Annotated in this window: 18 protein-coding genes, 1 pseudogene and 1 other annotated feature; of the genes and pseudogenes, 3 read left to right on the top strand and 16 right to left on the bottom strand. The window is 33.9% G+C overall.

Annotated elements, in window-relative coordinates; genetic code table 11:
- Nucleotides 1-8 precede the first annotated feature (8 nt).
- From MHH88_RS06115 to proS, 12 genes are all read right to left on the bottom strand, one after another.
- A complete protein-coding gene (locus MHH88_RS06115; protein ID WP_339261856.1) occupies nt 9-7,499 on the bottom strand; it encodes an SDR family NAD(P)-dependent oxidoreductase in 7,491 nt (2,496 codons plus the stop codon).
- Nucleotides 7,500-7,563: 64 nt separating this feature from the next.
- A complete protein-coding gene (locus tag MHH88_RS06110) occupies nt 7,564-8,538 on the bottom strand; it encodes an electron transfer flavoprotein subunit alpha/FixB family protein (protein ID WP_339261855.1) in 975 nt (324 codons plus the stop codon).
- A gap of 23 nt (nt 8,539-8,561) precedes the next feature.
- Nucleotides 8,562-9,332, bottom strand: coding sequence for a hypothetical protein (locus tag MHH88_RS06105; RefSeq protein WP_339261854.1), 771 nt, complete (start codon nt 9,330-9,332; stop codon nt 8,562-8,564).
- Between the two features lie 12 nt (nt 9,333-9,344).
- Nucleotides 9,345-10,484, bottom strand: a complete 1,140-nt coding sequence (locus MHH88_RS06100) for an acyl-CoA dehydrogenase family protein (RefSeq protein WP_339261852.1) — start codon at nt 10,482-10,484, stop codon at nt 9,345-9,347.
- Nucleotides 10,432-11,523, bottom strand: coding sequence for an HAD-IIIC family phosphatase (locus MHH88_RS06095; RefSeq protein ID WP_069509928.1), 1,092 nt, complete (start codon nt 11,521-11,523; stop codon nt 10,432-10,434). Before MHH88_RS06095 ends, MHH88_RS06100 begins: the two co-directional genes overlap by 53 nt.
- Nucleotides 11,520-11,768: an acyl carrier protein gene (locus MHH88_RS06090; RefSeq protein WP_025218865.1), complete on the bottom strand. Its 249-nt coding sequence runs from the start codon at nt 11,766-11,768 to the stop codon at nt 11,520-11,522. Before MHH88_RS06090 ends, MHH88_RS06095 begins: the two co-directional genes overlap by 4 nt.
- 16 nt (nt 11,769-11,784) lie before the next feature.
- Complete coding sequence (locus MHH88_RS06085; protein ID WP_219818997.1) at nt 11,785-12,618, bottom strand: 3-hydroxyacyl-CoA dehydrogenase family protein; 834 nt, start codon at nt 12,616-12,618, stop codon at nt 11,785-11,787.
- 326 nt (nt 12,619-12,944) lie between these two features.
- Nucleotides 12,945-13,574, bottom strand: coding sequence for a response regulator transcription factor (locus tag MHH88_RS06080; RefSeq protein WP_081327887.1), 630 nt, complete (start codon nt 13,572-13,574; stop codon nt 12,945-12,947).
- Nucleotides 13,561-15,807, bottom strand: a complete 2,247-nt coding sequence (locus MHH88_RS06075; protein ID WP_339261847.1) for an ATP-binding protein — start codon at nt 15,805-15,807, stop codon at nt 13,561-13,563. Before MHH88_RS06075 ends, MHH88_RS06080 begins: the two co-directional genes overlap by 14 nt.
- Nucleotides 15,808-15,811: 4 nt before the next feature.
- Nucleotides 15,812-15,988, bottom strand: coding sequence for a competence pheromone ComX (gene comX / locus MHH88_RS06070; RefSeq protein WP_103977245.1), 177 nt, complete (start codon nt 15,986-15,988; stop codon nt 15,812-15,814).
- A 12-nt stretch (nt 15,989-16,000) separates the two neighbouring features.
- Nucleotides 16,001-16,870, bottom strand: a complete 870-nt coding sequence (locus MHH88_RS06065; RefSeq protein WP_339261844.1) for a class 1 isoprenoid biosynthesis enzyme — start codon at nt 16,868-16,870, stop codon at nt 16,001-16,003.
- 1,204 nt (nt 16,871-18,074) lie between these two features.
- Nucleotides 18,075-19,511, bottom strand: a complete 1,437-nt coding sequence (gene proS, locus MHH88_RS06060; protein ID WP_339261842.1) for a proline--tRNA ligase — start codon at nt 19,509-19,511, stop codon at nt 18,075-18,077.
- Nucleotides 19,512-19,689: 178 nt separating this feature from the next.
- Nucleotides 19,690-19,903, bottom strand: a binding site (T-box leader).
- A gap of 223 nt (nt 19,904-20,126) precedes the next feature.
- Between proS and MHH88_RS06055 the strand changes: the two genes are divergently transcribed.
- Both MHH88_RS06055 and MHH88_RS06050 read left to right on the top strand, forming a co-directional pair.
- Nucleotides 20,127-20,483 (top strand): YbgA family protein, encoded by a 357-nt coding sequence (locus tag MHH88_RS06055; RefSeq protein ID WP_069509934.1) that lies wholly within the window; start codon nt 20,127-20,129, stop codon nt 20,481-20,483.
- A gap of 75 nt (nt 20,484-20,558) precedes the next feature.
- A complete protein-coding gene (locus MHH88_RS06050; RefSeq protein WP_339261840.1) occupies nt 20,559-20,933 on the top strand; it encodes a BRCT domain-containing protein in 375 nt (124 codons plus the stop codon).
- A gap of 77 nt (nt 20,934-21,010) precedes the next feature.
- Here the strand turns inward: MHH88_RS06050 and MHH88_RS06045 are convergent, their stop codons facing one another.
- The 3 genes from MHH88_RS06045 to MHH88_RS06035 are packed head-to-tail and all read right to left on the bottom strand — an operon-like array spanning nt 21,011 to nt 23,770.
- Nucleotides 21,011-21,679, bottom strand: coding sequence for a PIG-L deacetylase family protein (locus tag MHH88_RS06045; protein WP_339261839.1), 669 nt, complete (start codon nt 21,677-21,679; stop codon nt 21,011-21,013).
- Complete coding sequence (gene neuC, locus MHH88_RS06040; protein ID WP_339261838.1) at nt 21,676-22,848, bottom strand: UDP-N-acetylglucosamine 2-epimerase; 1,173 nt, start codon at nt 22,846-22,848, stop codon at nt 21,676-21,678. The genes MHH88_RS06045 and neuC overlap by 4 nt, the downstream gene beginning before the upstream one ends.
- Nucleotides 22,838-23,770: a GNAT family N-acetyltransferase gene (locus MHH88_RS06035; protein ID WP_339261836.1), complete on the bottom strand. Its 933-nt coding sequence runs from the start codon at nt 23,768-23,770 to the stop codon at nt 22,838-22,840. The genes neuC and MHH88_RS06035 overlap by 11 nt, the downstream gene beginning before the upstream one ends.
- A gap of 227 nt (nt 23,771-23,997) precedes the next feature.
- Here MHH88_RS06035 and MHH88_RS06030 point away from each other — a divergent pair, with 227 nt between their 5' ends.
- Nucleotides 23,998-25,584 (top strand): flagellin, encoded by a 1,587-nt coding sequence (locus tag MHH88_RS06030; protein WP_069509940.1) that lies wholly within the window; start codon nt 23,998-24,000, stop codon nt 25,582-25,584.
- Between the two features lie 164 nt (nt 25,585-25,748).
- Here MHH88_RS06030 and tnpA read toward each other — a convergent pair.
- Nucleotides 25,749-26,224, bottom strand: a pseudogene (tnpA, locus tag MHH88_RS06025) (IS200/IS605 family transposase).
- Nucleotides 26,225-26,337: the final 113 nt, after the last annotated feature.

Below are 26,337 nucleotides of genomic sequence, written 5' to 3'. Positions count from 1 at the left end.
ACCTCTGACTATATCGTTAACTTATCAATTTCAGATAATAAGTCCTCTATGTTTTCGGACTGCTCTTCTAACTCACCCGTATTTTCATTGTCAAGAATTAGAACTTCACTTAATAAATAATCAGAAAGTTTTACGATGGTTGGATAATTGAAAAATACAGAGACATTGACATCAATACCTAGCAATTTATTAATCGCTGTTCGCATAGAGAATATCATTAAAGAATCTGCACCTTGTTCTTGGAATGCCTTATCTATGGAAAGTACTTGATTATGATCAAAGCCCATAATTTTTCCACAAATACTTTGCAGTTTTTCAATTAGGAGCTCATTTTGACCTTCACCTGATAAACTCATAAGCGTTTCCAAGAAATTGTCCATTTCATCATGAACTACATCTACATTTACGTCCTTTTCAGACACTAATTTAGATAGGAATGCTGTCTTGCCTGCTGCAGTTTCCAAAGATTTTACTAGAGTATTCCATTCTATATCGGCAATTAGCAGATTCTCATATGGTTGATCCATAAAGTCATTAATAATGCTTTGTCCTTGGCCTTTTGAAAAAGTTTTCATACCCATTCTTGCCATCGTACTTGATATCGCATCATTATCTGCTGCCATCCCACTTTCATTCCATGGTCCCCAGCAGAAAGTATAACCAGGAAGCTTGTTCATGTTCATATATGTTGCAAATGAATTCATAAAATGATTTGCAGCAGCATAGTTGCCTTGTCCCATATTTCCAATAACACTCGTGATAGAGGAAAGCATCATGAAGAAATCCAATGTTTCCTTGTCCATTGCATGGAAAACATTAAGCGTTCCAACAACCTTCGGATTCATAACCTTTTCAAAATCATCCCAGTTGAGGTCAATCAACATCTTATCGTTTAACACGCCTGCTGCATGAACGACACCTCTAATAGGAGGCATCGTAACTTTAATGTCATCTAGCGCTTTTATCAAACTTTCATCGTCACATACATCCGCATGGACAATCTTTACTTGAACTGCTTTGTCTATCAATTTTTGAATTGCTGCTTTGGCATGTTCACTTGGTTCGCGTCTGCTTATTAAAATAAGGTTTTTAGCACCTGCATTTACAAGTTCTTCTGCATAAGCAAGACCCAATGCTCCTGTTCCACCTGTAATTAAATAAGAAGCCTCTTCTTTTAATACAATTTTCTTATTCTTTTCTAACCCTTTTTTCATATAATCCGCATGAGCAATTAATCTTCCTACATAACGTTCGTTTTCTCTTAAGCAAACTTCCTGTACACTATCCCCTAATACTTCATGGATAAAATCAGTATTTTCATAGAAAGTTACTTCATCCGTATCAATGATGCCGCCAAAAATTCCAGGATATTCTATGCTCATTACTTTTGCTAATCCCCAGACCATCGATCCTGATAAATTTAGTTTTTTCTCATTACGAAGCTTTTGCACATCTTTGGTCACGATTTTAATTTTGCTACCTTGTGTGTAACCCTCTTCATTCATTACTTGAACCAAATAGTGTAATGCTTTAATCGCTCTATAATTCACCTTATTATTCGCTAGATTCGGAACACTATCCTTAGTAGTACAATAAATAATATTTAAGTTTTTCTTCCCGCTGTCTTTGCATACATCCGCAAGAAGCTTCGACCACTCTTCTTTATTGTCCTGATTGATCGTATAATCATGGGTATTTTTCTTTAGGAATTCATCTCCATGTAGTACACATATTGTGTTTAAATGGTGTTTCTCCATATTTTCTTTTAAACTTGCTGCCGCAATTGCCTCATCTGCAATCAGAAGGTACTGTTTATTGACTGGCAACTCCTCTAATTTTCTAATGGCATCTGTTTGCACCCAGTCTGTATGGTAATACAATTTGTTTGCACTACTCATTTCTTGTAATAAACTTTCGCTTTCTGTAATTTTAGCCATGAGGTTATCTATTTTCATTAATACTTCGCCTTTTTCGTTATATACAATAACGTCCGCATACGTAATATCATTTTTTACAGTTGATTTTGAATAACACCATAACTGATCGGATTCTCGATAGTTAAACGTCAATTTTTCTAAATAGTATGGAATAACTGTTTTATTGCCATCTTCATTGACATTTGTGCGTTCTTTTAATTTTTCCAAAACTAAGGCAATACCTGTTTGGAATATGGAGTCAATTGTTCCTGGGTAAAGTACATAATCTTTAAAGTATGGAATGGTTTTTAAAGGCTCTACCACACAGACACATTCATCTTCTCCGTAACTAATACGCTTAATCCGTTGGAAACCTTCTCCTAGTTCAAAGCCAGATTTACTCATAAAATAGTAGATACTATTTTCAATATTTTCTTCATAAGAAAGGGATTTATAATCATCCATATTTGCTGTGTGTTCTGAAAACTCATATTCATCTTGCATGCATACATTCCCTTTAGCATGCATCAGCCATTTATCATATTTAGAGTTAAAATCTCTACTTACAATATTAAATTTGTAATCATCGTCTTCTTTTTCTAAACAAATTTGCACCTGTTTTTCTTCATCATCTGTTGCAGCTAATGGTACCCTGAAATCTACTTTACTTAGCACACAACTTTTAGCGTTTCCAATTTCTTTCACAGCCGAAAGTATCATGGCCATATGGGCTGCTGCCGGTGAAATGGCTGTTTTGAAAATTACATGTTCTCTCATAAAGTAAGGTTCCAATGCAGTAAATTTTCTTTGGAATACTACAGCGTCACGCATTGATGGAAGATCAATTCTTTGGCCTAGAATATTGTGATAATCTTCAGCATTGATACTCTCTGATGCTCTATCGTATTTTAAATCCATCCAGTATTTGTTCTTTTCATAAGGATAGTTAGGAAGTTTTATTTTATTCCAATTCGTTTTACCAGCGAACGTAATATTGCTCCAATCCACATCTACACCCGTTACATAAAGCATTGCAATTTCATTTGCCAGTTGTACTTTATCGTCCTTCTTCATGTTTAAAGTAGATGCAATGACTCTTTCATCTTCAAAAATTAATTTACAAAGTGCTGCCAACACTCTATTACTTCCTACTTCTAGCAATACATAATTTTCTTTTTTATCAATGCTTGTCACCGCTCCAAAGAAGTCGACTTTTTCTCTAATATGACTAGTCCAATAATCACCATCAAGAATTTGACCTTCTTCTAATTCTTTGGCGTAGAGTGATGAAACAAATTTTACCTTAGCTTCTTTATATTCCAACTCTTTTGCTATTAAATGGAAGTACTCTAATATAGGTTCCATTAGCATTGAGTGAAAAGCATGAGATACCTTTAATTCTTGTACACGCATGCCTTCCATCTTTGCTTTCTCAACCACTTTTTCTACATCTTCTGCCATCCCAGAAATTACACAAGTTTCTTCTGCATTGTGTGCTGCAATACATACCGTTTCTTGGAAATCAGTAAGAAGTTTTTGTACTTTCACTTTATCGGCAAAAACAGTTGCCATCTTGCCTTTTCCTGGTGCAGCATCCATCAGTCTTCCTCTTATTGAAACTAGTTTAATAGCATCTTCCAGCGTCATCATCCCTGCTACAACTGCTGCTGGATATTCACCAATGCTATGTCCCATCACTACTTCTGGTTTAACACCATAGCTCTCCCACAGTTTGTATAAAGCATATTCCACCGCAAAGATTAATGGCTGCGCGTAAACCGTTTTTTCAATAACTTGTTCTTCTGCATTATCCCCATATATTAAATCGGCAATGGATTTTAATAAATACGGTTTAAACAATCGATCACAAGTGTCAAATGCCTGTTTAAAGACAGCATTAGAATCATAAAGTAGTTTCCCCATATTGAGATACTGTGAGCCTTGTCCAGTAAACATAAAGACAACTTTTCTATCTTTTTGCATCAACTGGTGCTTATCTATATTTTCAAAGACGCCTTCTGCATAACCATTCTTCAAATAGCTCTCTAGTCTTTCAGCAATCACTTTTCTATTACTGCCACAAACAGCAAATCGGTATTCTAAATCCGCTCTTCCCAAATTGGCTGTATAAATAATATCTTCTAATTCATTGTCTGAACTTTTTGCTATTAATTGATAGTACTGTTCAATTAGTTCATTTAATGATTTCTTGCTTTTTGCTGAAATTTTAAGTATATAATCTATGCCATCTTGGAGGTTTGTTTCGTTTTTACCGAAATCCTCATTTTTGTATTCTTCAATAATCGCATGGGCATTTGACCCACCAAATCCAAAGCCATTAATGGCTGCAGCTCTTAAGCCATCCTCTTTTTTCCACGATGCATGCTCGCTTATCACTTCTACATTTGCACCTTCCCAGTCAATAAACGGATTAGGTGTATGGAAGTGAAGATTTGCAGGAATCATATTATTCTTCATAGATAATAAAACTTTAATAATGGAAGCTACCCCTGCCGCAGCCTCCAAATGACCAATATTAGATTTTACAGAACCTATCTTTAAAAGATTATTTTTACTTCTGTTCTTTCCATACGTTGCACCAACTGCATGAACTTCGATTGGATCTCCAAGTTTTGTTCCAGTTCCATGCATTTCTACAAAATCCACATCATGAGGATCCATACTCGCATGCATCAAAGTTTTTTCAATCAACTTTTCTTGTGCTTCCCCATTTGGTGCAGTTAGACCGTTACTCTTACCATCCTGATTAATGCCAGTTCCTCTAATAACACCTAGAATTTCATCTTGATCTTTAATAGCGTCAGATAACTTTTTCAGTATAAGGACGCCACCGCCTTCTCCACGCCCATAACCATTTGCTGCTTCATCAAATGCTTTACTATGTCCATCTACTGATGTCGCTTGTAGTTTTGAAAACCCAATATTGGTAGTCGGAGATTCCATTAAGTTAATGCCAGCTACAATTTGCATATCCGCTTCTCCTGCATGGATCGCGGTGCAAGCCAAATGCAATGCCGAAAGCGTAGACGAGCATGCGGTATCAACTGTAATACATGGTCCTTCAAATCCAAACGTATAAGATACCCTTCCACATGCAGTACTCATACAGCTTCCTGTCAGAGCATATGCACCAATACTTGATAATTCTCCTGAATATAATTGAGCAAGATTGTATTCATTATTAGACATGCCCACATATACGCCTGTGTTCGATCCATTGTATTTAGTAATATCCATATTTGCATTTTCAAAAGCTTCCCATGTCAGCTCTAAAAGCATTCTTTGTTGGGGATCAAGGGCAGCTGCTTCTTTTGGAGAGATATTGAAAAAACCTGCATCAAATTCATCAATATTGATATTTAAAAACCCACCCTTTTTGCAATACATTTTTCCAGGAACGGTTTTATCTTCATCATAATACTTTTCAATTTCCCATCTATTTTCAGGAACATCACATACGCCATCTACTCCATTTACAAGTAAATCCCAGTACTCATCAATACTATTAGCACCACCTGGAAAACGACAACTCATTCCAACGATTGCTATTTTATCTTGCATATGCTCTTCGTTCATGTTCCCTAGACTCCTTTGCTTCTCTTCTAAATTAACAAGTGAATAAATATGTTCAGACAAATCAGATATAGTGAAATACTTAAAAATATCTGCTACAAGAATATTTACGTTAAATTCTTTATTTAAATTTTCAATAAACGACGGTATATTAATAGATACAATGCCATACTCAGAAAAAGGTATGTCATGTGCTAATACTTTTACATCGAAACGGCTCTCAATATATGTCACCATTTTCTTCGCAATAGAATTTCGAGAGTATCTCGTTTTTTCGGTATTAACAATTTGACTTTTCTTACTATAATTCAATTTATTTAGTAATGTTTCATATGTGCCGGCATTATATTTTTCAGTTAATCCACGTCGAAAGGCTTTGCCACTGTTTGTTTTAGGAATATCATCAACGGGTACTACCTCGCTAATAGTCAGTCCCATTTTTTCAAAAACCATTGAAATAATGTTGTTTGTAAAGTCCTTAAATTCTTCTACATCTTTGTCATTTTTAAAGTCCATTTGTGTTTTGATAAAAACAATCACTTTCTCATTGTCATTTTCATGCTTTGTTCCATTGCATACTGCACACTGTTGATGCTTTGGGTTATGCAAATGTTTATTTATTAGTTCTTCAATTTGTGCACACGAGACTTTTTTTCCGTTGGCTACAACAAGTTCTTTTTCTCTGCCAATAATGATAAGATTGTTATCTTGAATAAATCCTATATCCCCTGTACATAACCATTTCTCTTCAAAAAATACTTTTTCGGTCGCTTCTGAATCTTGATAATAACCTGATGTTATACAAGGACCACTTGCACAAATTTGTCCCAAATGCCCTTCTGGGAGCTCTTGGAAGTTATCATCACGAATACTAAGGTGTACCGTTTCCAAAGGGGTACCCATTTCAAGGAATACATTATCTGCTGTTTCGCCATCCGCTAATTCCTTACAATGCACTTTGTCACCAATCACAAGCTTATCGTTTGTAATTTCAAATGTTCGAGCATGCTTTCCTAATCTATTTGCGGTTAACATAATAGTCGCTTCAGTCAATCCATATAGCGGATAAACCTTATCTATAGAAAACCCATAAGCATTTACTTCGTTACAGAATTCTTTGTATAATGCTTGACTAACCGACTCTCCACCTAAAAACATGCTATCTACACAGGACAAATCCCAATTAAAGTTTTTCTCCGAATTCATATAAACATTATTAAAATGCTTCAATGCAAATGGCAGTGAACCAATTCTAGTTGCACGATATTCATTAATTGTTTCTGCCCAAATTAACGGCTGATTCATATACAATTTCGTAGAAAGTAGACATTGATCTGCGCCCGCCATTAAAGGTACAAGGTGGAATATGACTAAACCATAACAATGTGTTAATGGTGTCCACGATAAAAACTTATCATTTTCATCTATCGCATAATGTTTAGCAAAACCATATACGTTAGCAGCCACATTGGATTTGCTAATCATAACCCCTTTTGGCGTGCCAGTTGTTCCAGAAGAATATAAAATATATAGGATATCTTCTGGTGAAGTTTGATACTCTACATTCAAATTATTCGGACACTTCAAAATCTCAGTATAGAAGTCCTGAAGGTATAGCACCCTTCCTTTGTCCTTATCCTGTTCACTATCACTGACGATGATTGGCTGAACTGACTTTTCCAAAACATGTGCCAAAAGACTGTCGACATTACTATTTTTACTTGCATCAATCGGAACAGCGATATAGCCTCCTATTGCACACGCCCAAAATGAATATAAAAAGAGCTCTAGATTTTCACATCGAATAATAACTTCTGTATTTCTGCTAACACCTTGTTTTTTAAATAGCTCTGAAACATAAAAACTTCTATTCCATAGTTCTTTATATGAAATAAATTTTTTATCTTCTCTTGAAAGTACAATTGTAATTCCTTTATCTGTTTTACTAAGCTTTTCTAGTGCTCCTACTACATCATCTGTTTTTTTCATTCCATTCCCTCCCCTATCAAACTTTCTTCTATGTCTTATCAAACGCTAAGTACATCTTTTGTACCTATCCTTCAGCCATTTTTTCTAATTCAGCTAGTATTGCCTCCACATCATCTACGATAGCGTAATCCGCATACTCGAATATGGGTGCATTTTTATCTTTATTGATGGCAACGATTATTTCAGCATTTTTAACGCCAATCATATGTTGGCTAGCGCCTGATACACCGAAGCCTACATAAATAGGTGAAGCTAGCATTTTCCCAGACTGACCAATCATTCTCTCTTTTTCAATAAATCCCGTTTCAACAACTGCTCGAGTTCCAACTAGTCCAACATGAAGTTTATGCGCAATTTGGCATAGTCTTTCAAAAGTATCTTGATTTTTAACGCCTCTTCCAATACAAAAAACTTTATCGAAATTCGTCATCTCTTTCTTTTCAAACTTTTCTATTCGCTCTAGAACATCCCACGAATTGGACAACTTTTCCCTGCCATCATCATATGTAACTTCCTCGATCATTCCTTGACATTGCCCAGCCTTTATTTGTTTTACAAAGATGTCCTTTTTCACAGTTGCGATGATAAATTCGCCATTAGAACAATTGTTTTTGGCAATTGTCACACTATTGAAGGCAGTCCTCAAAAAAGACAGTTCGTTATTTTCATCAAATTGAATATCAGTACACCCTGCTATAAGCCCAACTTCAAATTTGGCAGATAATATTGCTGCCGTTGTTTTTCCATTGATAGATTCCGGAACCAATATGACTTTTGGGATGCGTGTCTTTATCATATTTGAGATTATATTTGTAAAATACGGCATATCAAATGGCTCGTTTTGTCTACAGATCACTACATTGTCTGCCCCATATTGAAAGAACATATCAATCTGCTCACTATCCTTATGTCCAACACATAATACTGTTACCTTACAGTTGCATTGATTACTGAGACTACTAGCTTTTGTGATGATCTGTAATATATTTTCATCATCGTATTCTTGAAAATCACCTATGATCACAATTTCTTTTTCCATTCAACGTTCATCCTTCATGCAGGTTATCGTTTACTATTGTGTGCCTTATCTGTTACTAGGTTATAGATTAAAGCCGCTTTTTCTTGTGCCGTTTCTTCTATATATAGCTTTTTCTGTTTTGCTTCTTTTTGAACATGCCATTCTTTCACTTTTACACTAGCAAAACCACACTTATCTCCATCAACAGCTAAATCAGTGGCATTCCATACAAGAATCTCTTTTTTTCTTGCTTTTTTTAATGCAAGTAAATTGATTAAAGGCTGCGTAACTACATAATCGTAAAAAGAAATAACTGCGGGTGGTTTCAATTTCCCAATAATTGTTTCATTGTCTTTTACTTGTTTTAGCTGAATTGCTGAAGCCTCATTCCCTAAAATTTCAGCTATATCAGTTAAACAATAATAGTTAAGACGTTCTCCAATGCCATATACTGCTTGTCCAATTTCCCCATCACTACTTCGTCTTCCACATGTTACGAAATCAACATCTTCAATTTTTTTGATCGCCTGTACCAAAATATATGAAGTAGCGACTGTATCCGAACCATCGAATAGCGCATCATTTAATAGAATGGCTTTATCTGCTCCTAAAGCAATGGCTTTTTGAAGCAACCCTTTTGTACTGTGAGAACCCATACAAAGGCAGATAATTGTACAATCAATTGATTTTTTTAATTCTATAAATTGTTGTAATGCATATAAGTCATATGGATTTATAATAAAGTCCTCTGTTCGTAATTCATTTGGAAACATCTCTTCAGATTTAATTGGTTTTAAACATACTACAACTTTCATGAGCGCTCCTTATCACATGTATCTTGCATTGGCCATATTATAAATTGTATTTTTTTGCATTTCATTTGTGCCTGAATAAATACTGCTTGCCATGGCATCTCTTAGCTCTCGTTCCATCTCATACTCTTTTGTATATCCATATGCACCAAAAATTTGCATTGCATCCCTACACGTCTTTATGTAATTTTCACTTACAAAAAGTTTAAAAATAGACGTTTCAAGGTAAGCAGATTTTTTTTGATCTTTTAACCAAGCAATTTTATATAACATTAATTTTGCCATTTCAATATTTACTTCCATTTCAGCAATTTTATGAGAAACTGCCTGATTTGAACCTATTGGTTTTCCAAACTGTTTTCTTCCATTCGCCTGTTTGATGCATTGTTCCATAATTCGTTGCATCACACCAATATGTGGCGCAAATTCAAAACATCTTTCCCATTCCAACGCACCTGTAAGAATATTATTACCATAGTTAAATTTCCCTAAAATATTATGCTTCGGTACTTTTACATTATCTAAAATAAGCTCACTCGTCGGACATGCATTCAGCCCCATCTTTTCGATATCATTCCCTGTCGTTACACCTTCAAAATTGCGCTCAACGACAAAAGCAGTGATTTTCTTATCTGGAACTTCCTCTGTAACAGCGAAAACAATAAAAATATCAGCGATAGGTCCATTGGAAATAAACATTTTTGTACCATTAAGTACAAAACAATCATCTTGTTCCTTTACATTTGCAACCATCGCAAATGCATCAGATCCCGCTTCAGGCTCTGTAATAGCAATCGCCCCAATTTTTTTCCCTTCAACCATCTCTGGTAAATACTTTTCTTTCAATTCATCCGAACCATATAAATTGATTAAATTTTGACATACCCATATATGATTATTAATCACAAAAATAAACCCGTTATTTTTACATGCATATCCAAGACTTTCAAAGACCATAGCCGCAGTCCCATAGCTTTCCCCAAGACCCCCATATTTTTCGTCTACAGTTATCCCTAGCAATCCAAATTCACTAACCTTTTTCCACATATCCATAGAGAATTTTTCGCAAAATTCACTATCATTAAGATTTTCTCTCGCGAAATCAATGATTTCCTGATTGTATTGTTTCTGCTCTTTCTTTACTGAAAAATCCATCAACGTTCTCCCCTTCATAAACAAACGTTACATAGTCTGGTATAATTCGCTCGTATGACATATCTGCTTCAAATATTACGACATCACCGTCTTTACCTAACTCTTTAAAGCCGTTAAATTTGTATGTAATGTACATAATTCTATTTTTATCTGTTGGAATAAATTGTGCTCGTAAAGTTTTATTATTTTTTATCGATTCATTAATAAGAAAATTCATGAAAATATTACCAATACCTTTGGACATTACTCTGCATGACATAAGAAGTAGCTTCAAATCCCAAACATCAGCCTTCTTTTCTACAAGCGCCAAGCCGATTTTTCCGTAAGTACCATATTTATCATCAAGCTGTGCAACATACACTTCATAATCATCTGCTTCAAGAAAGTTCTTTAATTCATCATAAGAATAAATGTAACCTGTGGAATTTAACTGGTGTGTTCTGACAGTAAGCTCTTCAGCTCTCTGAAGATCGTCTTCTTTAGCTTTGTCAATTTTGAAAGTCATATTAAGCGTGGATAAAAATTCTTCTTTCGTACCACTATACGCAAGCTCTTCTCTATTTCTTTGAATGTCACTGTGGTACATTTTCCTTCTATTTTTCGAATCATTTGTTATAAATTTTGGCATCATTCTTTCCATATCTAGGATTTTATCAACATCATTTGCGTCGATACATAAAATTTCTGGATAACTAAATAACACTTCTTCTCGTTCAAATTCTTGGTCATCTACAAAACTCAAAGTATCTATACCAATATTGATGTCTTTTGCAATTTGAGCAACTGCTTCGGACTTACTGTTCCAGTTAATTTGAGGATAAATAAAATAATCCCACAATCCAAATTCTTCAAGTTTTTCTTTAGCCATATCATAGTTGTTTTTACTGCTGATGGATTGCAAAATTCCTCTTCTATCTAGTTCCTTTATTACTTCAACTACATTTTCTTTTAATGTTAAATTGTCATCCTCTATTAGAATTCCATCCCATAATGTATGATCTAAATCCCAGACAACACATTTTATTTTCTCCCCAGTCATACTGTTTCCTCCATTGCTAACTTCTTTTCAACTAAGGCAACAATTGAATTGATATCTTTAAAATTGTCCAAATCTAATTCCATATTATCGATGGAAATATCAAATTCAGTTTCAATAAAATTAACTAGATTCATTGCAAATAAAGAATTAACTAATCCTTTTTCAAAAATATTGTCTGTGTCATTGATCTCCGTAATTTTTATAAACTTTGATAAAAACCCTTTAATTTTCTCTTTTGTATTCATTATTATCACCTTTCTTTTAGTAAGTATAAAAACCTTTTCCGCTTTTTCTTCCAGTTGAACCTGCATATACCATTTGTTTTAAAAGGGGACAAGCTCTAAATTTTGGATCTTCGTAATGGGTATATAATACTTTTAATGAATCTAACACCGTATCAACACCGATTAAATCAGCTGTTTCAAGTGGACCCATTTTATGACCAAAAGCATTTTTAAAAATATTGTCAATTTGCTCTGCAGTAGCAACACCCTCATACACTAGGGCTGCAGCCTCATTCATAAATAAATGAGATAATCGATTAGATACAAATCCTGCACTGTCCTTAATTACTTCAATTTCCATTCCTACATTATTTAATAACTCACGAACATGTTGAATGGTCTCTTCAGATGTTTTCCACCCCTGTATAACTTCAGCAAAATTTTTCATAGGAACTGGATTCATAAAATGTACACCAATCACTTTTTCAGCTCTATCGGTATATGAACCAATAAGCGTAATCGGAATGCATGAAGTATTCACCAAGTAAATACATTTTTGTTTACAAACCTTCTCCAAATTTCTATAAACGGTTTCTTTCGTTTTAATATTTTCATCTACATTTTCAATAATAAAATCCATATCTGCAAAACCTTCATAACCTGATGTAATGTCGATATTGGCAACAATTTTTTCAGCATCTATCGTTTTATTAAACATACTTGCTATTTTTAAATTCTTTTTTATCTCTTCTCGTGCAGTTTCAAGAACATTTGAAGAAATATCATATAAAACAACATTATGACCATATTGTGCAAACCTTTGGGCTACACCTTTCCCCATTACACCGGCTCCAATTACACCAATTTTCATGTTAACCTCCATTAGCATTGAACTTTTTTTATTATAGTTTTGTAGTAAAATTTATTAATGTCGATATACTAAACTACCCAAGTAACCCCACTTGTCTCTCGTTATTTAAATTCTACCAATACATTTACCGTACTTTATAGGGCGGGTTTCCGATTAAAATAATGCGGAAAACCACACTTGACATTAAAAAATAAATATTTACACTAGTTGATAGCAAAGTAAAAAAAACGACAAAACACTTTACCAGTGTTTTGTCGTTATTAGATGTGTATTAATATTACAAAAAATTATTGCATTATTAGCAAAAAACGCATAATTTATTATACCTAATTAAAATGATATTTATCAGTTTCTAAAGTAGTTAATTCATTCCATTTAACAGCTGCCTCTGCTCGTGATTCAACACCAAGCTTAGAAAAAATGGTTGTTAATACTTTCTCTATTGTCCGTTGGCTTAAATGAATTTCTAGTGCAATAGCCTTATTAGTATAGCCATCTCTGACAAAATCTAAAATTTGTCGTTCTCTCTCTGTCAAGTTTATAGACTCTTTAGCTCCAACATTATGTACACACAGCTTTTTAAGAAGCGAAAGTGAAATAATAACTTTCCCTTCAAGTGCATATTGAATTGTATCAATCAATTGTTTTCTACTTTCCGTTTTACTAATAAATCCTGATATCCCCTTGTTTAATAATTCGGGTAAATATTTCTCGATATTATAACCTGTATAAATAATCGCGATTGCTTCAGGATGAATTTTAAGTAACTTTTGAATAAATTGCAGTCCATCCATCCCTGCTAAGTTAAAATCAATTAAGTAAATATCATAAAATGATTCAGATAAGTGCTGTAATGCAATACAAGGATCTGTAAACACCACTGCTTGACAGTCTAGTTCAGCTTGCAATATGGCTCGTGTGCCTTCACCAATAGCAATATGGTCATCCAATACCATTATTTTCAAAATCCTCACCTATTTTCATAGATAGTTTAATATTTGTCCCTTGTGGCTGATTTGAGCTTATTAAAAATGTCCCCTGATAATACTTGATACGCTCCTTCATCCCCATTAGTCCTATACTTTTCATACAGTCTTGTTGAATATTTTCATCAATATCAATACCAACTCCATCATCCCAATAGTCAATAAAAACTTTTTGTGCTCGGGATGTTAATGAAATATAGACGGACTGTGCTTGTGAATGTTTATTTGCATTGGAGAGCAACTCTTGAATAATACGATAGATTGTAGTGGATTGCTGCAATGATAAACCTTCAATCCTTTGAAAATCCTCTTTAATCAAAAAGTTAAACCGAATTTTACATTTCTGTATTAACTCCTCTAACGAGCGGTGGAGACCAAGTCTATCGATTAAAGGCGGATATAAATTTTCACAAATTTCTCTTGTATTATCCACAATATCCAGTACTTCTTCACGCAAATGCATAAAAGCCTCTTTGTCATCTTTTTCTTTTGTTGCAGCTTCTTCAATATTACGACTCATACGAATCAAATCTTGTAAAATCGTATCATGTATCTCTGTAGATAACCGTAAACGTTCTTTCTCTGAAGACAAAATCCATAGCCTATTGTACCATCGAGGTGCTTGCAATTTGTCTAACTTCGTCAGTTGTGCCATAAGTTCATCCAACTTAAGTGAATTATCAATAATGCTTTGAACATAATACAAAAAAAGTTCAAGCATTTTTAAAGATTCGGACGGTATTTTACGAAATTTTGTGTCTGTGATTGCTAACAACTTAGAGTCTACTGTTTCATAGAGTACCAATATGTATTTCGTGTCATGTTTATAAATTAAATTTGGACAAATAGCACGACACTTATGTTCTTCTATATAACCAAGAGATTGTGTTAAATGATCTTCTATAATCTCAATATTATTCAACATTAACATTAGATTTAGCTCTTGTTTAATATACTCCATAAGCTTGTCGAAGTTAGTAGCATAATGTGCTGATGATTTAATAAAGCGATAAAAATTGGAAAAATTATAGTTCTTTAAAGTACTTAAATAACGAGCATTCCGTACTTCCATACTTTCCTTGTATGACAACAGTAAGATGGATGAAATAAACGTAATCAAAAAATAAAGACTATATATGTAAAACGAGCGTACTTCCTCAAGAGTTAGTAAAATAAACGATAACATGAGACTGAATGGAATCGCCAATTGTAAATGTGAAAACATGCGATCAAGCGCATATTGTAAGTTAACAAAATTCCCTGCCATCTCTAAGTAAATCAGACAAATAGGGACCACTAATAAAAACAACGCCGTCACATCTGCAGGTAGAAATGGATGCACATTAAAAATTGTTGGAATGCCATAACATAATGCAAACGGTCCAATTCCTAAAAAAAAGATGCAGAATAATGGCTTGGCATAGTATTTAGCATTGCTTTTAGCTGCGACAATAATATTAATTGCTAGTAAGCAGGATAAAATTAAATAGACTGATAGTTCAAATATAATTTGTACTTTCAGAAGATCTTCCATGAAAATCCGCACTATATTTATCACTACAATCATTATACCGATAACATAAAAAACATTACGCAACTTTTTTTGAAAGGCATCACTCATTGTTCTTAAAAAATAATTACAGTAGAAAATACAATTTACAATGCTAAGGAAGATCGCTAATGAATTAATAACAATACTAATGAAATCTCCTCGTCCTGCAGCACCTGCACTTATATACGCTAATGCCGTAAACTGTAAATGAAAAATCAAATACTGTTTGTTCTTAGTAAGTATTTGTTTAAATAAAAAAAGACAAAAAGCAGTTGTGATTAAGGTATATAATAACGGCATTATTAATTGCTTTATTAATTGTGCATTTATATTCTTATTCGAGACGATTAACTTTTCCACTTTTCCTTCATGCCATATTGTTATGCTATGCGCTTGTGTAATTAGAAAAGGGGATGAAGTATTGACTGACAGCTTCATCCCATCTAATTCTAAAACTTTCGTATAGGGCTCTAAATTTTGAGATGCTGCCCAACTTTCCTCTTCAATCTGTTGAATATACCAACTTTGATCTTGTGATTGAGCCAGGGTAATTCCAATAATAGGCCCATTAACGATAACTGATAAACAATACAACTGTATGAAAAAAGTGAGAAAAAGCGAAATTAAGATTTTAGCTTTTCCTTGTTCCATCTGTTTACGGACGCCAATACATTAAATATGAATCCTTTAATGTTTTCTTTTCACCATGTTCAAAGGATTCTAAAATTAAATTTTGCTCTAGTTCATTTACATTTAAAAGTGAAACTCTTTTTTCTTTTAAAAGATCTAAAATATTGCGATTTTTATTAATATATTGAACGATTTCTAACATGTCCTTCACCTCTTAAATATATTTTTGGAATAGCGATACATCTTGAGTTGGATAAATTTCTTTTAGTAATTCAAGTGCTAGATTTCGATATTTAGACTGTAATAGATGCATGTATATAGATAACCCTGAAGCTTCAATTTGCTGTGGCGAAATGCACATATTCTTTGTTGAATCGACCTGCTGACTATAATACAAGCGTAATTCATCAAATGCTGAATCTTCATATTGTAATAGATACAATATTGGCAATGTTCTTTTTTTGTTTTGTAAATCTTTTTGTAAGTTTAATAAGTCGCCATAATCATTATTTAACTGTGCAACCATTGCAATATAGTACGCACTCATTTCAAGCTTTTCGGAATACTTTCCAGTTGCTAATACTTCTCCGAGCAATGAAGAAAGTGCTATTAACGAACCAGATTTCTTCTTTACAATGGCTACATACATTTCTTCAGATGTAATCTGATTGATTAGGTCATGATGCTGACCATCAACTGCTTGAAGTAAGTAATGGCAAAATAAACGAGTAACCTCACTTTTATAAGGTATTTCTACCTTTTGTAGCTCCAACATAACGATACTAACGAAAGCTGTCGAAGCATTAAGCAATAAATTCCCCTCTATTCCCCATTTTGATTCATCACCGTCTTCGATATCATCAACAATATCTGTAAAAAGAATCCAGAGTTCCAAAAGATTAAAAACTTCCTGGATAGATTTCGTTAATATACCGCCATTCAATTGAAAATGCAATTTACTTAAATCACTAAAATCACCACCTTCATGTTGATCTAACAAGGAGGTTAAACAACGGCTAAACTCATCCGATAGTTGATAATTACTGATAATTCGCCTTAATGATTGTTTTAATTCTTCCATCATTCACCTTACCAATTATTTATTTTAATTGCGATTTGGCTTTGAGCTACTTCTAACAATCAAAATGAATAGTTAACAATGCAGATATCCTTGGTGTTTGACTTCGGGTATTTCAAGTAAATATACTTCCACCTTAAAATAACAAAGGAGTTGTGCTTCCTAGAATGAACAACAGGCAGCGCACATATTGCTAAGAATTCATTACATTAAACATACTTAATTTTGACTGTTATGTATCACCACTTTCAAACGGCATCAGAGGCATAAATAATAAAGGTGATTTCGCTCTTTTGTAGGAATGGAAAAGCCCATCTATTTACAATTATTTTAGAGCTAATCATTAAATTTGTCATCTATGACTCATGACAGTTATCCTTTTTTCCAATCATTAACTATTATACCTAAAATACTAAAAATGTAAATATATTCATAAATATTAATACCTATTAACAATATAATGCATTAATTTACATAATTACGCAACTATAGTTTCATAAATTTTATTAGTACAAATATAGCAAGAAAGAATTTAAGTAACTCACTATAAATGCTGTATTTCATAAAGGATACGCTCTATTGACAGGTAAAAATAAATTAAAAGGAATGTTACACAGTGTAAAGAAGAGCTTTTTTCAATAGGTGACTGCATTATTGTTTCCATATGAGGGACAGCCTCAAAATCAGCTATATACATCAAGACGAGAAAAGCAATATCGCCGGATTTTTTCAGTTTTTGGAAGGAGCTATTCTGGAGACTACAAATACAAGCATTAAAATGTTAGTAGAAGATACATTTCAAAGAGAGGAAATCATAACGAAATACTCTAAATCTAAGCACAATTCAGTTAGAAGAGGCTAGGACCAAGAGAAAAAGTGTTAGATTGATGGCAATCAATCTAACACTTTTTTGCTACGCCGTTATTGTCCGCTTCGGCGGTGCTTTCCGCTCAGCACAGTAAGCCGTAACCCTCCTCGCTAACGCGCGAAATGCCCGCGTCTTACGCTGTGTGCGTTCTGAGCAGGAGTCACCGCCTTCGCTACCAACAACTAGTGAACACTTCTATTTTTTTGCAAATAGCCAAGTTCCCATAATAGCAAAAATTTACGAACACCTTTCCTCTGTTCCTTAAATTTTTTTAGTTATGTCCCAGCCTCTTTGTCAATACTTTGAGCATGTTAACATGCTTTCTACCATACAAAGTTAGATTTAGTAAGCACGGGCGAACCAAACTGTATGTTGTGCTTCTTTCCCACAATGAATGCAAGTATGCTTTGTAACGGGTGGGTTGAATGGTATATTACGAGTTGTAAATTTTGTTTCTTCTTTTACCTTTTCTTCACACACATCATCTCCACACCAACCCGCTAAAATCCAACCTGGGATTGTTTCATTTTGTTCTGATTGAGCTAAATGCTGTTTTAACTGTTCCATTGAATCGATATGGGTATGAGAGTTGTTTGAACGGAAAGCTCTTGCTTTTTCAAATAGGCGCGTTTGCATCGTTTCAAGTTCTGTTTCTATGCTTTCTACAATTGTTTCTAAAGAAACAGATACTTTTTCTTCTTCATCTCGGGCTTTCATTAAGCCTTGCTGATTTTCTAAATCACGTGGTCCCAATTCAATACGCACAGGTACACCTTTTAGCTCCCATTCATTAAACTTATAACCAGGTGATTGGTCTGAATCATCAAGACGCACACGGATGCCCTTTGCTTTTAACGCAGTAAAAATTTCATCCAATTTCTCAATAATCCCAGGGTTCTTTTTCCAAGGACCAACTGGGATTAACACAACTTGCGTTGGAGCGATTCTTGGTGGTAAAACAAGTCCTTGTTCATCACCATGCACCATAATAACAGAACCAATTAATCGAGTAGATGTTCCCCATGATGTTGTATGCACATGGACATGTTTATTTTCTTTGTTTAAATATTTGATATCAAAAGCTTCGGCAAATTTTGTGCCTAAATAATGAGATGTCCCTGCTTGTACGGCCTTGCCATCCTTCATCATAGCTTCAATTGAAAATGTATCAACTGCTCCAGCAAAACGTTCTGACGGTGTTTTTTGTCCATCATAGACAGGAATTGCTAATAATCCTTCCACAACTTCTTTATAAATAGCTAACATTTGCATTGTTTCTTTCCGTGCATCTTCTTCATCAACATGCGCCGTATGGCCTTCTTGCCATAAAAATTCCGAAGTACGGATAAACGGCAGCGTTTTCTTTTCCCAACGGAATACATTGGCCCATTGATTGATTAAAACAGGAAGGTCTCGATAACTTTTAATCCAGTTTGAATACAAATGCCCAATCATTGTTTCCGAAGTTGGGCGCAGCGCTAAACGCTCTTCTAATTGTTCACCTGCCGCTTCGGTCACCCAAGGAAGCTCTGGCGAAAATCCTTCAATATGATCCTTTTCCTTTTGGAAAAAAGATTCTGGAATAAGCATCGGGAAGTAGGCATTGCGGTGACCTGTTTCCTTAAAACGCTTATCCATCTCCGCTTGAATATGTTCCCACAGTTCATAGCCGTCTGGTTTAAAGGCAATACAACCACGAACCGGCGTATAATCCATTAAATCCGCCTTTTGTATCGTTTCCACATACCATTTTGAAAAATCATTTGTTTTTTGAGACATCTTTTTTCCTCCTATTTTGAAAAAATCTATTTCACTTCGACAAAATAGCATCTAGACTTTATTCGAGCCTGCTCAAACAGCTCCTTTTAAAATCTATGTTACCCAGCGAAGCATTTAACTTAATTCGGTCAAGGCATGCATCCAAATCAAGTTCATAAAAAAAGCATAAAGCATCCTAATAAAGGACGTCTTTACGCTAGTTGACGTGGTACCACCTTAGTTCGGCATAATTAATAATATGCCCTCTAAACGTTTGTAACGAAACGACTCGGTTAGTTGTTAACTGACATCTCCGTGGTAGGGTTCAATAAGAAGGGGTGCTATAGCTCTCAGCCTAGGCTATATTTTCTGTTTCACATTTCTTATTTACTTAGTCACATCATCGATTGTATATGTATACATTAATATACCAATTTGCTAAATGTAATTCAATCATTACGATAGGTCATTGAATGATAAAATATAGTTTGCATACTATTACGCTAGCTCTTGTATCAGCTTACCCAAATTCCCCTATTTTTAATAAATGCTTTACTATACCAGCATAAAAACATTTTGATGTTTTCATTAAATCAAGTAGAATGAGTTTGAAACAGTTATGTGAAAGGTGATTAGATGCAACGTCAACTAACAGAAAAATTATGGCGTGAAGAAAAATATCGCGTTATGTTTCATAGCCAAAAGCATTACAATCAACTCCGTCTGGCCATGCGCGACATGATGAGCCATGAACAAATTAAACAATTAATCGAAGTTGCATTACAACAAACGCCAACTGAAGGCAGCATGCGCAATGCTTGTCAGCATATGTGGGGGTATTTTCGTAAAGTAGCCTCAATAGAAGAAAAACGAACATACGAGCAACTGCTTCTTACTTGTCAAATACCAGCGCTTCTTTGTTTTTTACAACAATTAGCCATTCAATATAACGTTACTTATTTACGTGAAAGTACTATTTTACAAATACAGTAGCAGTAGTTATTGCCTAAATGCAAGCCTACGAACAAGTGGCTCGCCCTTTAATATTAAGCTCTTAGGAGAATCTATATGAACACCAATAAGGACAACGAGGACATTATCTTTCTTACTAATCTAACCGAACGTATAATGCATCCATTTTATAATAAACAAATCGTCTTTACAGGGGCTCTTTCTACGATGACACGCGCAGAAGCTGCAAAAAAAGCACGAGCTTGTGGCGGTTTAATGCAAGGGGCTGTCACTAAGGACACCGCTTTTGTTATTCTCGGTCATAACCGACGAGGCAAAAGCACGAAACATTTAAAAGCAGAGCAACTCATCCAACTTGGATACGACATTCAAATTATTGCTGAAGATGATTTTATTTGGCTTATTTCCATGCAAAAAGAGTATATACCTTCTTCAATCCTAGAAATATCAAAAAATGCACTCCAAAAATAAAAAACTGAAAGAGGACACCTTGTGCCTCCCTTTCAGTTATTCTTTGATAGAAAAATATTGGCGCACCCTACTAACAATCATATAATCCTTTCTTTTAATAACATAAATGCTTCTGCAGCCTCAAAGCCACTTGCAGCACCACGAACATAAGCAAGTGATGAAACAGCTTTTTCACTTCTTGGAAATGGAAAGTTACTAATTTCTGATTCATAAATATTCATAATTTCAATCTTACGCTCTAAATAGTCTTTAATATCAACATAAACATTAGGTCTAAAATTGTTTGCATCAGGATTTATTGTAAAATCCGTTTCAGATAAAGTTTCATAAGCTAATACTTTTTCTACAGATGAGTATCTAAACCATTTAGTACAAGCCATAGTTGCATCAAACACAAATTTATGATCAGAATGAATGTCACTTGGATAGGGTACGTATATTATGTTTGGTTGAATTTTATGAAAAACACTACTAATTGCTCCAATTAAATTACTTTCTGGGACTTGGTCTAACATAGCCGCTTCAAATCCCAACTCAAAGGTTTCATTGAAGTTATATTGCTTTGCCACCTTTGCAATTTCCTTAGCTCTTTTCAATTTAGCTTCTTCTTTAAAAAAGCTACCCATAGTAGTAATAATTAGCCAAAAAATTTTATCACCATGCTCTACATGTTTTAAAATAGTACCCCCACACCCTAGCGTTTCATCATCTGGGTGAGGCGTTACAATCACGACATTTTTACTCATTCATCTAAGTCCTCCAATGGGTCTGTTATTTTATATATAAAATCACTGTAATTTAAATTTTGTAAAAATTTTAATGCTCTTTGTGTGGATTGACCGTCCCCGTAAATAGATTTTACATTTTGTAATTTTTCTATATAATCCACATTTGATAGTCTATGAATTGCATTTTTTATCGATTGTTTAGAACTATCAACAAATAGAACGTTTTCAGTAGAATATCTTCCGACTTGCCGATTACCTACATTAATTACTGGCTTTTTTATCATAGGTGCTTCATAAATCCCCATACTTGAATTTCCAATTAAAAAAGAACTATTTCTAAAAAGATTTACAAATATATCTCTTGGAAGGTTTTTATACATAAAAAAATTAGTATCAGAAGAATATTTTTTTAATGTATTGATAATCTCTACTTGACCACTATCCGAATTTGGATATCCTACAAATGTAAAAATATTTTTTTCTTTTAAAACATCCAATATATTACTCAAATGTTCTCCAGAGTCCCGCTCATGTTGTGCTTCAGGATGAAAAATCAACAATGCATAATCTTCAATATCCATTGAAATACCTATCTTATTAAACACTTCTTCTTTAGTTAAAATGGGTGTATCTTTAAATTTGTCTAATGAAGGGCTACCAATGTTAAAAATTCTTGATTTTTCTTCGCCCATTGCAAGCAATCTTTTTTCTGAAACTTCATTAGATACAAAATGAATATTAGCTAATTTGGAAGTAGCGTGGCGGATAGGGTTATCTACATGACCGTCCGTACTATGATCGCCTCCAAAAAAATGCGCGACAGGTATATTTAAATAGGTCCCAATCGTTGCTCCAGTTAGGACTTCCTCTCTATCACCAACTACAATTATTAAATCTGGATTATAATCTACTATTGAATGGATGGCTCCTTGCATTAGAATAGATAAAGACTTGACCCTACCAGCAAGACTATTAGAGTCTAATAAAGATTCAATTTTTGCTAAAATAGGAATGCCATCCTTTATTATTTCTTGCACAGAGTATGCCATCGTTTCAGAAAGATGTGCACCACTAACAATTAATTTTAGTTCAAAACCCTCGATTTTATTTATTTCGCTATATAATTTGCTTAGTAAATCATAGTCTGAACGAATTCCAGTAAAAGCAACTATTTTTTTAATAGACATCTGAATCACCCATAAAAATGTTCCACGATTTATAAGAACGAATGTTTATATTCTCACCAAGGCTTCTAGCTCCAAAATATGTAATAGGCATAGTATTTGTAAACCCAATTCTCTCAAAAGCACTATGAAGTGGATCATTTACATTTAGCCAGCAATTTATTTGCTCTTTTTTCTGCTCTTTAAAAATATTTATTAATTTCTTTATTAATTTAATTTTATCAACATCCGTTAATCCGTTGATTTCAACAATATCTATACTAGCTCCATATTCCTTATAAATAATATTAGCTCGATATACATCTAAATCTTTCAAATAATAATTGTAATATTCATTTACAGGATTATTTAAATAACGCCATTTATAATACGCTGAACTTTTTTTGACCTGATATTGTTTTTCTTTAGAAAACATAACTATTTTGTCAAAGCTATTGTCAAAACCATAACTATAAAGATCATCTAAATCATTCATTTTTGCTGTGGATAGATTTAATGTAAATGTCGGAATTTCATAAATATCTTGCCACTGTAGTTTATTTTTAAAAATGCCATGAGAGTTATTATTAGGAAACCCCCAAATTAAACTGTAATTTCTTCTAATCATCTCTTGATATAATAGTTCAGCTAATTTAGTAAATAAACCGAGACCGTTATAATCAGGATGTGTCATTGTTGTCATTGACAGTGCAGCTTTATATGTAGTTTTATCATTCTCTATTAAATGAGGTGAAGCAGAATAATTTGCAATAATTTTATTATTATCTATCGCAACAGCAACTAATAAATCATCACAAGGATTATCATAATACCTCCATTTTAGAAAATTCGGATGAATATCACGATTAAATGAAATTCTAAAAAGTTCATTTAGTGACTCTAAATAATATATAAAATCATTCTTAGTTAATATCTTTATTTCCATTGTCGTCCCCTCTCTAATCCTTTATCTTTAACAACAACATTTAAACAATAACACAATTTAACATTATTGTTTATATAAAATAAAAATACCAATAAAAACATTTGATTACCCCGTACTTTTTATCTGTTTATCTATCCCTTAAAATTTATTTCACTACATTTCTTGTTTTGTAGAATATTGGGTTATAATAATAAAATAGTTCTATATATAATATTAGGAGAATAGTTATGAAAATTCAACAAAGCAAAGGTCTATTTACTCAAAATCGTTATAACCATCTAAATACTGAGTTGAATAAAACACTTAATAAATTATCTACTGGTTACCAAGTTAATAAAGCTGCCGATAATGCTGCAGGGCTTGGTATTAGCGAAAAAATGAGAGGGCAAATTCGCGGACTGGAACAAGCGGAGCAAAATGGACTAGCAGGAATATCACTTATCCAAACTGCTGAATCAGGGCTTGCCCAAATTCAAAATCCAAATTTAATTCGTTTGCGTGAGCTTACACTGCAAGCATGCAATGATACATTGACAAACCAAGACCGTGCACTAATTCAAAAAGAGATTGATGCCATTAAAAGCGGTATTAATGACATTGCAAATAACACGGAATACAATATGTTGCATCCATTACGCCAAGAGAAGTTATCAGGTTACTTTGAAATTGAAGGTGCAGAAAATTATATAATGAATAAATATCTTGCATTAAATGTTACGCCAGATGGTAGCTTTGACTTGCGAACAAATCTTGGCTATCCGGGTAGTGAAAATGATGATAATCGAATTTTAATTTATGGTGCAGGTAAAGCAACAACCCAACCTTCATTATTAGTAAATGGTAGTTCTAGCAACTTAAAAGCAAATATATTGCAGCCTACAACTTATTCGAATGGTATATTTAAAACTGTCTATTCCATAAATGATATACAAGTTACTCAATTTGTAAAATTAGTAGAAGATCAATTTGAATTTAAATATAGTATAGAAAATACAAGTAGTAGCCCTCAAAATGTCGGATTCTATTTCCATATGGATACAATGTTGGATACCGATGATAGAGCACCAATTATAGTTGATAATCAACAGTTGGCATATGAAAAAGGTTTTGTAGGAAGCGATGTGCCTAATTCATTTGAAGTCTTTAATAATGCAGGGAATTCAGAATTAAAAGCAAAAGGTACAATTACTGGCAACAATATTCTAATAGCTCCAGATGAATTCCGTGTTGGTCAATACACAAATATTCAATCTCCCGCTTGGACTGATAATAATCGCCCAGTTGGTGACAGCGGTTATGCATTAAAATGGAATGAACGTGCACTTACACCTGGAGAAACGCTAGAAGTGAATACTTTCTATGGATTAGATGTTCCTCCAACTGTAACAGATAGTACTTGGACACCGTCAACAGTTGATTCAGATTATTTGTTATTACAAGTAGGTCCAAATGCAGGACATCATTTTAAAGTTGTATTAACAGATGCGCGTACTACTTCCCTTGGTATTGATGGTCTTAACGTCTTAACACGCGAAGATGCTGAACAATCGCTTGCCTTCATCGACAATGCTAGCCTATATGTCTCGAAAGAACGTTCAAAATACGGGGCATATCAGAATGCATTAGAACACATTTTAACTAATGTTAATAATGCTAAAGAAAATCTTATTTCTGCAGAGTCTAAATTACGCGACACCGATATGGCTAAGGAAATTTCTAAATTACAAAAAGACCAAGTATTATTACAAGCATCTCAATCCATGATGGCCCATATAAATCAAACAAGCCAAGGCGTTTTAGAATTACTAAAATAAACAAGAGGAACGAAAATCTTTTCGCTCCTCTAAAATCAGAACCACCAGTCTAACTGGTGGTTTGCTCTACGCGTGAAACGCTGGGGTACTGGCCCATGTCTAAAGACACACTGAAAGGTCCGCCAACCGCACTCCGTTTTCACGCTACCACTAAAGTGGTTTTATCATTTTCGCTTTTTTGCTTTTATTTCTTCTCCTGTAAATGGATCAATGAATTCTTTCATGCTCATTTGATCCTCAAGAATATCCTCCTGTAATTGATTTTTTATATATTCCTGAATGATTTTTCTGTTTCTTCCTACTGTATCTACATAATATCCGCGACACCAAAACTTCCTGTTTCCATATTTGTATTTCAGGTTCGCATGTCGATCGAATATCATTAAACTACTTTTCCCTTTCAAATAACCCACAAACGATGAAACACTTAATTTTGGTGAATACTTACCAACATATGAATATGATCAGGACATGCTGTTGCTTCTATAATTTCTACTCCTTTTCTTTCACATAACTGTCGAAGAATTCGACCAACATCTACCTTGATTTGCCCATAAATAATCTGTCTTCTATATTTTGGCGCAAAGACGATGTGATACTTACAATTCCATGTCGTGTGTGCTAAACTTTTATTATCCATTTGGATCCCCTTTCGTACGGAGTCGGTTGACCAGACCTGATTTCATTGTACGGCTGGGGATTTTTTCTTGTCCATAGCTAGAAGCTCTTTAGAACCCCTCGCATAGCAAGGGG

It is taken from the genome of Lysinibacillus sp. FSL K6-3209 (genome assembly GCF_037976175.1).
Taxonomy (GTDB): domain Bacteria; phylum Bacillota; class Bacilli; order Bacillales_A; family Planococcaceae; genus Lysinibacillus; species Lysinibacillus sphaericus_D.
This window is presented reverse-complemented; position numbering and strand designations above follow the sequence as displayed.

Coding starts and splice junctions, on each gene's coding strand:
- MHH88_RS06050 (WP_339261840.1), top strand. CDS start 20,559: ATGAACACCAATAAGGACAACGAGGACATTATCTTTCTTACTAATCTA.
- MHH88_RS06055 (WP_069509934.1), top strand. CDS start 20,127: ATGCAACGTCAACTAACAGAAAAATTATGGCGTGAAGAAAAATATCGC.
- MHH88_RS06035 (WP_339261836.1), bottom strand. CDS start 23,770: ATGGAAATAAAGATATTAACTAAGAATGATTTTATATATTATTTAGAG.
- MHH88_RS06075 (WP_339261847.1), bottom strand. CDS start 15,807: ATGGAACAAGGAAAAGCTAAAATCTTAATTTCGCTTTTTCTCACTTTT.
- proS (WP_339261842.1), bottom strand. CDS start 19,511: ATGTCTCAAAAAACAAATGATTTTTCAAAATGGTATGTGGAAACGATA.
- MHH88_RS06085 (WP_219818997.1), bottom strand. CDS start 12,618: ATGAAAATTGGTGTAATTGGAGCCGGTGTAATGGGGAAAGGTGTAGCC.
- MHH88_RS06095 (WP_069509928.1), bottom strand. CDS start 11,523: ATGACTGGGGAGAAAATAAAATGTGTTGTCTGGGATTTAGATCATACA.
- MHH88_RS06115 (WP_339261856.1), bottom strand. CDS start 7,499: ATGAAAAAAACAGATGATGTAGTAGGAGCACTAGAAAAGCTTAGTAAA.
- comX (WP_103977245.1), bottom strand. CDS start 15,988: ATGTTAGAAATCGTTCAATATATTAATAAAAATCGCAATATTTTAGAT.
- MHH88_RS06090 (WP_025218865.1), bottom strand. CDS start 11,768: ATGAATACAAAAGAGAAAATTAAAGGGTTTTTATCAAAGTTTATAAAA.
- MHH88_RS06030 (WP_069509940.1), top strand. CDS start 23,998: ATGAAAATTCAACAAAGCAAAGGTCTATTTACTCAAAATCGTTATAAC.
- MHH88_RS06100 (WP_339261852.1), bottom strand. CDS start 10,484: ATGGATTTTTCAGTAAAGAAAGAGCAGAAACAATACAATCAGGAAATC.
- MHH88_RS06105 (WP_339261854.1), bottom strand. CDS start 9,332: ATGAAAGTTGTAGTATGTTTAAAACCAATTAAATCTGAAGAGATGTTT.
- MHH88_RS06080 (WP_081327887.1), bottom strand. CDS start 13,574: ATGGTATTGGATGACCATATTGCTATTGGTGAAGGCACACGAGCCATA.
- MHH88_RS06110 (WP_339261855.1), bottom strand. CDS start 8,538: ATGGAAAAAGAAATTGTGATCATAGGTGATTTTCAAGAATACGATGAT.
- MHH88_RS06065 (WP_339261844.1), bottom strand. CDS start 16,870: ATGATGGAAGAATTAAAACAATCATTAAGGCGAATTATCAGTAATTAT.
- MHH88_RS06045 (WP_339261839.1), bottom strand. CDS start 21,679: ATGAGTAAAAATGTCGTGATTGTAACGCCTCACCCAGATGATGAAACG.
- neuC (WP_339261838.1), bottom strand. CDS start 22,848: ATGTCTATTAAAAAAATAGTTGCTTTTACTGGAATTCGTTCAGACTAT.